The sequence below is a fragment of the Candidatus Neomarinimicrobiota bacterium genome (assembly GCA_034716895.1).
Lineage (GTDB): Bacteria > Fidelibacterota > UBA8477 > UBA8477 > JABMPR01 > JABMPR01.
Map to the genome: position 1 here is coordinate 1 of JAYEKW010000036.1, position 11,465 is coordinate 11,465.

An 11,465-nucleotide genomic window follows, 5' to 3' on the forward strand; every position below is an offset into this window, starting at 1 on the left:
GCACCACCTACATCTCAGGAACAGCTGTTTTGAAAGCAGCAGAACAGTGTAAATCCATGATTCTGGATCAAGGAAGAAAGCTGCTTCAGGTTGAGGACGCTGAAATTGTCAATACCGATGTGGTTGCGCCGGATGGTCAAAAGATTTCCTACACTGACATCTGTACGAAAAGCTTTTACACCGACGAACAGCTGCAGATCATGGGTTCTGCTTCCCATTTAAGCTATGATTCACCTCCACCTTTCAATGCAACATTTGCTCAGGTTGAAGTTGATACACTTACTGGAACGACCCGGGTAACCCGAGTGGTTTCCGTAACAGATGCTGGGGAAATCATCAATCCAAAAATGGCTGAAGGCCAGGTGGAAGGAGCCATTCCTCAAAGTCTTGGAATGGCACTTACGGAATTCATGCCTTTTGATGACAAGGGTCGCATGTTGAATCTGGATTTTAACAGTTATCATATCTACACCGCTAAGGATATGCCTGAAATGGTGATTCGTTTTGCTGATTCACATGAACCGACTGGACCTTATGGTGCCAAAGCGGTGGCAGAAATTCCCACCAGTGCCCCGGCACCTGCTGTAACCAATGCAATCTATAATGCAGTGGGAGTGCGCATTAAGCATCTACCCGTAAAACCTGAGGAAGTATTAGCAAAATTGCATTCTGGAGCATGAAAGAATGAATGAGCTGCCAAACCGCTGTGGCTGGGTGCCGCTGAACAAACCGACCTATCTGAAATATCATGATGAAGAATGGGGCGTTCCTGTTCATGATGATATCAAAATGTTTGAGTTTCTCGTGCTGGAATCATTCCAGGCTGGATTGAGTTGGGAAATTATCCTCAATAAGCGTGAAAATTTCCGGAAGGATTTTGCTCAGTTTGATTATAATAAAGTAGCCCTTTTCGATGAAGAAAAGGTCCAGGAATTATTGTTGGACAAAGGTATCGTTCGTAACCAACTCAAGATTCGGGCGGCCATCAATAATGCTCAAAGATACCTTGAGGTCATTGAAGAGTTCGGTAGTTTCTGTAACTATTTCTGGAATTATACAAACGGAAAGCCTCTTTCAAATAAGTGTAAGACTTTAGACGAAATCCCTGCGAGCACACCCCTATCAGACAGGATTGCCAAAGACCTAAAAAAGCGGGGCTTCAAGTTTCTTGGAACCATTGTCATGTATGCCCACATGCAGGCAGTCGGTATGGTAAATGACCATCTGGTTGATTGTTTTAGATATACAGAGGTTATACCATATTCCGTTTCATTTGCGCGTTCCAAGTAATTCTGTCAGTGTGTCCTCATTTGTCTTTGCGAGGACTGTAAGGACTGCTTGCCACGGCGTATGGAAGACATAGAGGGGTGGCAATCCATCTGCGCATCTGCTACAATGGATAAATCTCCAAGTTTGGTGGCAATTTTGAGATCGCCGCCTGCCTGCGCCTGTTCGTCACCTGGCGTGACCCCGCTGGATTCAACGGGGCCCAAGGAAGCCAGGATTTGCGGAGATCTAGTTACTAATAGAGATCTATCTTCTTTAGCAAAAAGACGGCAATTTTATAAGATGCGACGATCACGACAATCCATGAGATCAGGAGAATACTGTTCATATTAATACGCTTTCTCTTTTAGATCATCCAGGGATAGTTTTCTAAGGTCCATCGCTCTCCATACATAGGCAACATAAGCAATCACAAATGGAATTAGAAAGGCGACATAAGTCATAACGGTCAAGGTATAGTGTGTGGATGATGCATTGTAAATTGTCAGACTGGTTTGCGGGTGAGTCAGACTTGGATAAATACAGGAGTTGTTAAATCCCACCAGAAAGAAAACGACCAACCCAACTAAAACCGTTCCTGTACCACCAAACCAGATCCCATTGTTAGCATCCTTGAATTTAGTGATATAGACACTCCAGATCACCAGTCCCAAACCAATGAGAAGCAAAATGATATTTAGTGGATTGGCGATCAGATTACCTGCAAATTTATAGGACATCAACTCGATCTGACCGTTCTCTGCAACACCATATCCGGACATAACAAGCAAACTGACCAGAACAACCAGCAGAAAGACCAACTCGATCAGGAAATTCATAAACGTTGATTTTCTTAAACGATCTTCCAGTTCAGGAACAGAGTTGAAATCAAGATTGTTCAACAGATATTGGGCTCCCAGAACCCGGGCATTAAAAACCAGGAACAAACCCAAACTCAGATTGAAATAATTGAAGGCTGCTTCCAGACCCCTTAATGAGTGGGTCCAAGTCACAAAGTTATACTCATTTAGCTTAAAATTTGCCCCGGTGAAGAAAGTTCCCACGGCAGCACCAATCAAAAGCACACCCACTACGCCATTGATCAGCAGGAAACTCTCATAGCCTTTTTGCCCCAGGAAATTATTGGGTTTTTTACGGTACTCATAACTCACAGCTTGAATGATAAACGAGAATAAAATGATGGTCCAGACCCAGTAGGCACCACCAAAACTGGTGGAATAAAGTTTCGGGAAGGACGCAAAAATTGCTCCCCCAAATGTGACCAGGGTAGTAAAAGTCAATTCCCATTTGCGACCCAGTGAATTCACGATCAGGGTCTTTTCGTCTTCTGTTTTAGCTACATCAAATAATAAGGTTTGTCCTCCTTGGACAAAGTTTAAAAACAGAAATACTGCACCCAGTGTAGCTATAAGAATCCACCAGATTTCTTGTAAGGTCGCCAGTTCCAAATTTTCTATCATTTTACTTCCTCCGGACCTTTTTTGATCTGTGTGATCATGATTTTCACTTCGGCAATAAGCAGGGCTGTGAAGAGCGCCACAAACATGAAGAAGGTGGTCGCTACTGTGCCAGAGTCCAGATTGGTTCTGGCAATACTAACCGGCAACATATCCTGAATGGCCCAGGGCTGACGGCCAACTTCTGCCACAACCCAACCTGCTTCCTGTGCAATGATCCCCAGAAAGAACATGGGCAGGCCTGCCATGAGGAGCCATTTAAGATGCTCGATGTTCCCTTTGTAGACAAAGAAGAGGAACAGAGCAAAAACAATTATAAACAGGCCTGCTAAGATCACCATAATGTGAAAGCTGTAGAACATGATTCCTACATTTGGAACAGAATCTTCCGGTTTTTCTAAAAATCCATAGCCAAAATATGCCTCGTTTTCTCGAAAGGTTTGCAGTGCGTTGGCAGCAGCAGCTTCATCTCCACTTTTTTGAGCAGCCTTGTAATCTGCCAAGCTTTGAACTGCAATTTTACCCAGGGGGATTTTTTGTTCAACCCCCATGACTCCTTCAGCCTCATTCCCATAAACCAGATCATTGATCCCTGCGACATACCCTGTCGTGGAGCGTTGAGCCAGGATCGAAAGCATCCCGGGTATCTTTAGTTTGAAGTGAAAAGATTGAAGATCATCACCTGGCTGTTTCTTCGTATTGACGATGCCCAAAGCCACTAATCCAGATGGACTGTCACCCTCAAAGTGACCCTCAAAAGCAGCCAACTTCATGGGTTGATGCTTGGCATCCTCATAGGCTGCTTCATCCCCGGAAAATCCAACAAAAAGCGAGGCGACAATACCAAAGGTGGCAGCAACCACAATAGATCGTTTTGCCAGAAGCTGGTGTCTCTGTTTGAACAAGTACCAGGAAGAAATCGAGATCACAAAAAGCGAGGCCATAACAAAGCTGGAACTGGTTGTGTGGGTGAATTTTGACACTGCAATTGGTGACAGGATCACAGCCATGATATCCTGCATTTCGAATCTAGCAGTATCCGGGTTAAAAACCATACCTACTGGATGTTGCATCCAGGCGTTGGCTACCAAAATCCAGAGAGCGGATAAATTCGATCCCACAGCTACCATATATGTTGAAAACAAATGGAATTTTTTAGAAACCCGGTTCCAGCCAAAAAACATGACGGCAAAAAAGGTAGATTCCAGAAAAAACGCTGCAATTCCCTCTATAGCAAGGGGGGCACCAAAAATATCTCCTACCATCCAGGAATAGTTGGACCAGTTTGTACCAAACTCAAATTCCAGGATAATTCCGGTGGCAACGCCAATGGCGAAATTTATCCCGAAAAGTTTCATCCAGAACTTGGTCAAGCGGGACCAGGATTCATCACCAGTACGGTAGTAAATTGTTTCATAAAACGCGATGATCCAAGAAAGCCCCAGGGTTAAGGGTACAAAAATCCAGTGATACATTGCAGTTAAAGCAAACAGGGCTCGTGCCCAATTCACCATGCCAATATCTATGGCTTCAACCATGAACAACTCCTATTCTAGATTATTTATGCTAATTTGTTTAATCGTAAGTTCTTGCAAGACATGATCAGCTCTTGCTTCATCAGTACTAAAATTACTTTTGAGAAAGTTTGGGAAGAAAAATACCTTCAGAATTGCGAACATAATAACCAGCTTGACAATAATGATCTTCCACAAGGAACGACCCAGGGTCATCCGTCTAAATCCATCGCGATAAAAATGATAAATTCGAAAAGGTAGGAATCGATTGGTCATACGAAGTAATAATAATTACTAGTTGCTATTTATCAACTATTATATTTCCTCAATTAATGAAAACTTTTCAGGGTTCCCTTTGGTCAATGTGGCTGTTTATCCAGCTAGGCTTCATCAATACTGACCTGTTGAATGATGGGTGATTCCGCTCGCAGAATCCCCATGATAACTTTTGAGTACATACGGTACATGCTGTGTTGGGAAGAAATAACAATAAGCTCCCTGCAGCGGCGGGAAGCCTCGATCATGGGCATGGCTGAGTGAATTCCAAATTTCCGGGCCGGGTAAGAAGCCGCTGCCACAACACCTCTCTTCTCGCTTTTGCCGCCGACTACAACCGGCTTACCCTTCAATGATGGATCTCGCAGCACCTCCACTGAGCAGAAAAAGGCATCCAGATCCAGATGTACAATTGCCCTGGGGTTATTGGTGTAAGGTTGCGGGTTAATCATTCAACATCATTCTTAATATAGTTGAAATGGGCAGAGACGCAGCAAACTACGTCTCTACCTTAAAATTAATACCTTCTAGCTGTCGGGATTTACTATTTAAAGCTAACCCTAAGATTAAGTCCCGGAATCAGGGTCACTCGTTGGTCAGAGCCCAATACTGGCAATGCTGTTGGGGTCAGAGATATCCTGTTTGACGTCTCATGTGTCAGTGATCCATCAGCTTTTACATCAAGAATCTGGCGGGTCAGATAGGTTCCCGCTCCGTAACCAGCTAGAGCCAAAGTCAACAGGGACTCCCTGTCTCTTACATCTAAGAGAATCCCGGTCCCAAACCCAAAGGCCGTTCCTGAAGTAGAACCCAAGAACATGAGGGTCGCTTGTCCAAAACTGAAGTCATCATTCTTAATCCACCGATCATAAGCGAAAGTAGAACCTATTGCTCCCAGAGATGACATCAAAACAAACATGTCCGGATCACCATCCTCAAAGAAAATAGATTGAAGCATCATTGTGTTCATATATCCAAAGCTCCAACCCTGCATCAGCATCATGGCATCCCCAAAACTATACTGCTTGTTTTTAACTAAAGAATGGCCAATAACTGCTCCAACTGGATAGGCGACTAATTCAACAATAGCTAATGGTTTTTCCCATTTTTCCATTTCTTCATCATGCCTTTCCATTTCCTCTTCAAACATTTGCAAATCTAATTCGTATTGGTTCATGTCAAAAGAAGGAGAATCCCAATCCGGTTCCATTAATTCATCAGGTTCATCGGGTCGCCCACCGATCGCACTGTATAGTTGCCTCGCTGTCATACCAGAAATACCGGTCCATAAGGACCATACCCAGGCTTGTCCATTGGTTGGGTCAACCTTTTCAAACAAATATTCGCCAGCATAGTGACCGGCAGGTACAGAGGCCATGAGGGTCCACACCCACAGGGTTTCCGGATCGCGATCTTCTTCATCCTCCTGGGATTCATCAAGACCTGAATCCAGCTTCAGAATACTATTTATACCTTGACCAACGCGTAGCCCCAGTAATTCACCATAGCGCATCATCTGAGTGCGAGCGTGGGAAACGTCCATTTCCCTGGTGTATTTGTAGGTCAGGTAAAAAGCACCTCCGGCAGACACCATTACCCCGCCGACATACCAACGATCATCATCGGCATGGAGGACGTATGGAATACCCCAGCCATACAGTCCAGCCCCGATAGCGATGTTCTGCATTACCAGCGGCCAACGCCCAGATTGATCCAGGGACCGAGGGATCTTATAGTTCCACTGCGTTTCCCAGACCTGACTACTGTCCACTGCCAGCACCAGTGACTCAACCAGGATATTCATAAGCGCTCGTTCTTCATCTGTGATCTTACCATCAATCATAGCTGTGTCCCAGGCTTGTCGATATAATGATTGGTTTTTGAGTGAATCTGTTTCCTGCGCCGTTAATCCAATAAAAAAAACGAACAGGAGCAGACTCGAAAGAATTGCTTTCATAAGCGCCTCCTTGCTTGAGTGCTGAAGTTAGTTTCTAGTGACTCCTGACTAAAGATAAATCGCTCATTAAGTAATTCTTAATAATCCAGCTCCAGCCTTGCAAAACGGACCCCCTTGGCTTAATTAGCAGAGATTATTTACCTGTATTGCTCTGTTTGAGTTTCAGAAAGGAAATTCAAAGTTCCATGAACACTGCTCCTGACAAAGCCCAGATCAAAAAACTACGCCGACAACTCAATCAACGCCGAGCTCGTTATGTCTGGCTTCAGAATATCTTATTTAAAATTAAATCATTTGACCAGCTTTTTGTCATGATTATGGCCATGCTCATCGGGGTATTCGCCGGGGTGATCTCCGCTGGTTTCAGAACCTTGATTGATTCTTTTAGACATGGTTTATGGGGTGAAGGAGCCCTCATTGATGTGGTTATTGCGGCCCCGATCTATCTTAAAATTGGCATTCCTGCTTTTGGTGGTGCTTTGGTCGCCTGGAGCGTTCAACGATTTGCTCCTGAAGCTAAAGGACACGGGGTTCCTGAGGTTATGAATGCTGTAGCCACCCAGAATGGCTTTATCCGGATGCGGGTGGTGGTGATCAAAGCGTTTGCCTCGGCCATGTCCATTGCCTCAGGTGCTTCTGTGGGTCGTGAGGGTCCGATTGTCCAGATCGGTTCAGCTTTTGGTTCGACCATAGGACAACTGTTTCAAGTTTCGATAAGACGCATGAAGACCTTTATCGGCTGTGGGGCAGCAGCAGGAATTGCAGCTACTTTTAATGCACCCATTGCCGGAGCTATTTTCGCCTCAGAAGTGATCCTGGGCGATTTTAGTGCTGCAGCCATTGGACCCATTATCATTGCCTCAGTTTTCGGGACGGTTATCAGTCGCGGTTTGTATGGTGATTTTCCGGCATTCGTGCCACCGACCTACACCTTGCATTCGCCAGTTGAGATTATTTTCTATATCATTCTGGGGGTGATCACTGGGATCATTGGTTGGTTATTTGTACGCTCCCTCTATAAAACTGAAGATCTGTTTGATGCCTGGAAAGCTCCTGTGGCTATCAAAGGTCTCCTCGGTGGCGCCTTGCTGGGAGGAGTAGCTGTTTATCTGCCACAGATCCTTGGGGTCGGTTACGAAACCATGGAATCAGTCCTCAGCGGACACCTTGGTTTTGTTATTGCAGCTGGATTGGTATTGGCCAAAATATTTGCCACCAGTCTTTCTATGGGATTTGGAGCCTCGGGTGGTGTTTTTGCACCCTCACTTTTTATCGGATCCATGTTGGGCGGTGCCTTTGGTATTGTTATTCATGGTCTATTCCCTGAGCTCACAGCTAGTAGTGGTGCGTATGCTCTGGTGGGAATGGCTGCCATGGTTGCGGCTACGACCCATGCACCAGTCACTGCGGTGCTGATCATCTTTGAAATGACCACTGAATATTCTGTAATTTTACCTCTGATGATTACCAGTATTATCGCCATGGTCATTTCATCACGATTACTGGATGGTTCTAACATCTACACCCTGAAACTGATCCGGCGGGGGATTGATATTTTTGGCGGAAAAGATATTAATGTGCTTGATAAGATCAGCGTTCCTGCTCTCAAGAAGAAAATTGTAGCTACCGTTCCTGAAGATATGACCCTTCAGGGTTTGTTGGAAAAAATTTCAGTCAGCTCTGCTTCCAACTTTTATGTGAAAGATGAGAATAAGCGATTAAGCGGGATCATTACTCATTCTGCCATGCGGCGTTATCTGAACCATCATGAAGAAATACCTGAGAATGCCACGGTAAAGGACATAATGAATCGTCAATTCGAGATTATTTCAGACACGACTCCAGTCCATGAGATTTTACGCAAGATGATTGAAATGGATTTAGAAGCCATGCCGGTTGTGGATGATGATCTCATGTTAAATGGTGAGGTAGAACGTTCAGCCATTGTCCATCAATATCAAGAACTCTTGATCCATACTGAATCAGCCAAAGCAGTGGCTCACTCCATGAAATTTATTCAAAGGCAATACCACGAAAAATCCGAAGTACTTCCAGGATTTTTCATTGCCCGAATTAATGCTCCTTCAACTTTTGTGAATCAATCCCTGCGTTCACTCAATGTCCGACAATCCTATGGTGTGGATATTCTCCTGGTTCGTCGCTCCAAAGATGGTGAGGAAAAGGATCTCATCCCGGATGTGAATGACAAGCTTTTATCATCTGATCAGTTACTGATCTTTGGTGAACAGGATAATGTCGATAAACTTTGTGCAATTCTGTAAACCCAACGCGACCTCAACAAAAATTGCAAATATCCATGTGGGGTGGGACATCCCTTTATTTTATCAAAAGTAACTTCTGAATAGCAGACTGGGCTCCAGTTTGGAGTCTGCAAAAATAAACTCCGGCTTCCACGGCCATCCCGTTTTGATCAAGACTGCCCCATGATATTAAATACTGACCGGCTGTTTTTCGTTCATTGATCAGTTCTATAACTTGCTGGCCTCTGGTATCAACGATAGTCATCTGAACCAAACCGGCTTCATCCAAATGGTATGGGATGATTGTCATGGGGTTAAAGGGGTTGGGATAATTAGGACCCAATTGGAATTTCTCAGGACCGACTTTTTTATCCTCCACCAACCCAACCACATAATCTGTACTTTTTAGGATCCAGCCATTGGGATCCATGACCAGATCGGTAACTATTTCTCCTGGCGGAATTTCAATATGGAAGGTCATGAACTGTTCGTTGATCCTTAACACGGTATCAATAACAGATCCAGTTGTGGTGATCCTGAAATCAACCGGCATATCAAACGTTATCCCTGACTGAATGGTTTGAACCAGCAGATCCTCGCCCGTCTGAGCACGGTAGGCGCGGTAGTGCGGATAACCAGAACCATAGATCCACTGCTGAAAATAATTGTTCAGATCAAGTCCACTCACTTCTTCACAGACCATTTGAAACTGCTCTGTTGTGGCTGTTTTATACTTGAATTCAGGATCAGCAGCATAGGTTTGTAGTATGTCAAAAAAGGTGTCATCTCCAACCATGTGACGCAGCATGTGCAGCACCCAGGCTGGTTTATTATAAGAAAGACTCAGTCCAAAGATGGATTCTGTTTCAGGGTCTTCCACGTAAATGGTACCACCACCGTAATATTCAAACGCTTCCATTTTTTCCCGGTAACCTGCCGGACCATAATGATGCTCCCACCACAGGGCTTCTGCATAACGTGCAAAGCCTTCATTGAGCCAGATATGGTGATAACTGTAGCAAGTGATCATGTCTCCATACCACATGTGAGCCAACTCATGCGCAACTCGTCGTTCAGTTGGATTTCCCATGGAGGTCAGGGTTTGGTGCTCCATCCCATAACTCTCACCCCATTCTGCATGACCATATTTTTCATCCATAAAAGGATAAGGACCAAATTGCTCAGCGTACAGAGTGATCATTTCTGGTAACATGCGATAGTTGGTGGTCATATAGGATGGATCAGGTGCGTCGGGATGACTATAAGTATAGAACTGTATCGGCAGCGTATCGTTATTTGCATCGATATAAACATCACCCCACTCATAGAATTGGTAGATAGAGAGAGAAACCAGGTAGGTTGCAATCGGATGTCCCACATGCCAGTGCCAGGTTCTGGTGTTGTCTTCATTTTCCAGAGTGGAAATAAGACGACCATTTGAAGCCACTATCATATAGTCGGCTAAAGTGACCCTGATATCCACTGAATCGGCTTTATCTCGGGGATAATCCACTGAAGGCCACCAGTCCCGGGCATCATAGGGCTGGGAGTTTGTCCAGATGGCGCGCTGACCGTTCTCATAGTCCCAGTTAAATCCCTGATTATCGTGATTTACGGCCGGTCCAGACTCAGAAAATATTCTCACCGAAATGCGTTGCCCAGGTTCCAGATTGGCTGATATGGGGATTTGGAGCAGGTCATTGCTATGATAAAAGAAAACTGAATCATCATCCAGTAGAACATTGGTTACGGTGATATTCCCCACGCCGGGATTATCGGTGGAATAGTCCAGTTCGATGACTTCCAGACTGGTGTCAACCACCATAAATTCAACCAGGAATTCATTGGTCACAGAGGTTGCAGCTATATCCAGATCGAGTGTCAGAGCATAGTAGCTGATGTCGATCTTCTGTTGTTCAATTGTGGGTGACATATCACGTTGAAAACCTTCCCTATGCGCATGCCCACAGGGTTTTTCTTCATCTATAAACGCAAATAGACTGGTCGCAAGTACCAATCCCAGTAGAACCCTGACTGCTTTTGCTGGAACTTTATTCATTTTAAGCTGTCCCCTTTAAATATTCCTGCCGACGTTTTTCCGGAAATTTTTCAATGGCATAACGCAGCATGGTTCGCGGCATTGCTTGAGAGTGAGCGAGTAGAAAAGTCTTTTCGCTTACCTGACTGCAACCCAACACTAAGCTCATAATAGCGGCCAATTGACTTGTCTGGCATGTTTGGCAAGTTTTGAATTAGGATTAACAATGACCGGATGACCAACTTGTTCCAGCATGGGGATATCCAGATCGGAATTTCCGTAAGCATAGGACTGGGAAAGGTCCAACTTTTGCTCAAGGGCCAATTCCTGGATGAACTCAACTTTAGTTTTACCCACACAGACCGAACCAAGTGATTTTCCTGTGAGTAGGCCATCTGAGCCAATTTCCAAGTGAGTGCAAAGCAAATGATCTATACTGAGATCTTTCATAACCGGCTTTAGATAGTAATCAATGGAACCGGTAACCAGTACTGTTTGATGTCCCTGCTCCTGGTGCCAGCGTAATTTTTCTACAGCGACCCTTGATAGATTGGGTTGCAGATATTCCCGATAGAATTCGTCTGCACTCTCGGCGAATGGCTGGAGTTCCCGGCCATGATAAAAGCTCAGCATTGCTCTAGCCATCCGATGCTCATTGATCACACCGGCTTTCCA

Annotated in this window: 11 protein-coding genes; 3 read left to right on the forward strand and 8 right to left on the reverse strand. The window is 44.7% G+C overall.

Annotation, left to right across the window (positions count from 1 at the left end; translation table 11 throughout):
- Together U9Q77_02595 and U9Q77_02600 are read left to right on the forward strand one after the other, a co-directional pair.
- Positions 1-680 (forward strand): molybdopterin cofactor-binding domain-containing protein (locus U9Q77_02595; GenBank protein MEA3286253.1); only part of this gene is annotated, 680 nt, incomplete at its 5' end.
- Between the two features lie 4 nt (positions 681-684).
- Positions 685-1,290, forward strand: coding sequence for a DNA-3-methyladenine glycosylase I (locus U9Q77_02600; GenBank protein ID MEA3286254.1), 606 nt, complete (start codon positions 685-687; stop codon positions 1,288-1,290).
- A 326-nt stretch (positions 1,291-1,616) separates the two neighbouring features.
- On the opposite strand, the gene cydB is transcribed toward U9Q77_02600, so the two are convergent.
- From cydB to U9Q77_02625, 5 genes are all read right to left on the reverse strand, one after another.
- Positions 1,617-2,747: a cytochrome d ubiquinol oxidase subunit II gene (gene cydB / locus U9Q77_02605; GenBank protein MEA3286255.1), complete on the reverse strand. Its 1,131-nt coding sequence runs from the start codon at positions 2,745-2,747 to the stop codon at positions 1,617-1,619.
- A complete protein-coding gene (locus tag U9Q77_02610) occupies positions 2,744-4,282 on the reverse strand; it encodes a cytochrome ubiquinol oxidase subunit I (protein ID MEA3286256.1) in 1,539 nt (512 codons plus the stop codon). Before U9Q77_02610 ends, cydB begins: the two co-directional genes overlap by 4 nt.
- 9 nt (positions 4,283-4,291) lie before the next feature.
- A complete protein-coding gene (locus tag U9Q77_02615; protein ID MEA3286257.1) occupies positions 4,292-4,534 on the reverse strand; it encodes a DUF4492 domain-containing protein in 243 nt (80 codons plus the stop codon).
- Between the two features lie 104 nt (positions 4,535-4,638).
- Positions 4,639-4,986 carry a hypothetical protein gene (locus U9Q77_02620; GenBank protein MEA3286258.1) on the reverse strand — a complete coding sequence of 116 codons (348 nt, stop codon included), beginning with the start codon at positions 4,984-4,986 and terminating at the stop codon, positions 4,639-4,641.
- 92 nt (positions 4,987-5,078) lie between these two features.
- Positions 5,079-6,491: a hypothetical protein gene (locus U9Q77_02625; GenBank protein ID MEA3286259.1), complete on the reverse strand. Its 1,413-nt coding sequence runs from the start codon at positions 6,489-6,491 to the stop codon at positions 5,079-5,081.
- Positions 6,492-6,676: 185 nt separating this feature from the next.
- On the opposite strand from U9Q77_02625, the gene U9Q77_02630 reads away from it, so the two are divergent.
- Complete coding sequence (locus tag U9Q77_02630) at positions 6,677-8,773, forward strand: chloride channel protein (protein MEA3286260.1); 2,097 nt, start codon at positions 6,677-6,679, stop codon at positions 8,771-8,773.
- Positions 8,774-8,828: 55 nt separating this feature from the next.
- Here the strand turns inward: U9Q77_02630 and U9Q77_02635 are convergent, their stop codons facing one another.
- The 3 genes from U9Q77_02635 to U9Q77_02645 form a co-directional block, all read right to left on the reverse strand.
- Positions 8,829-10,811: a M1 family aminopeptidase gene (locus U9Q77_02635; GenBank protein ID MEA3286261.1), complete on the reverse strand. Its 1,983-nt coding sequence runs from the start codon at positions 10,809-10,811 to the stop codon at positions 8,829-8,831.
- 1 nt (position 10,812) lies between these two features.
- Positions 10,813-10,959 (reverse strand): hypothetical protein, encoded by a 147-nt coding sequence (locus tag U9Q77_02640; GenBank protein ID MEA3286262.1) that lies wholly within the window; start codon positions 10,957-10,959, stop codon positions 10,813-10,815.
- Positions 10,956-11,465, reverse strand: a 510-nt coding sequence (locus tag U9Q77_02645; GenBank protein ID MEA3286263.1) for an HAD-IB family hydrolase, incomplete at its 5' end; no start/stop codon positions are given. The genes U9Q77_02645 and U9Q77_02640, both read right to left, overlap by 4 nt.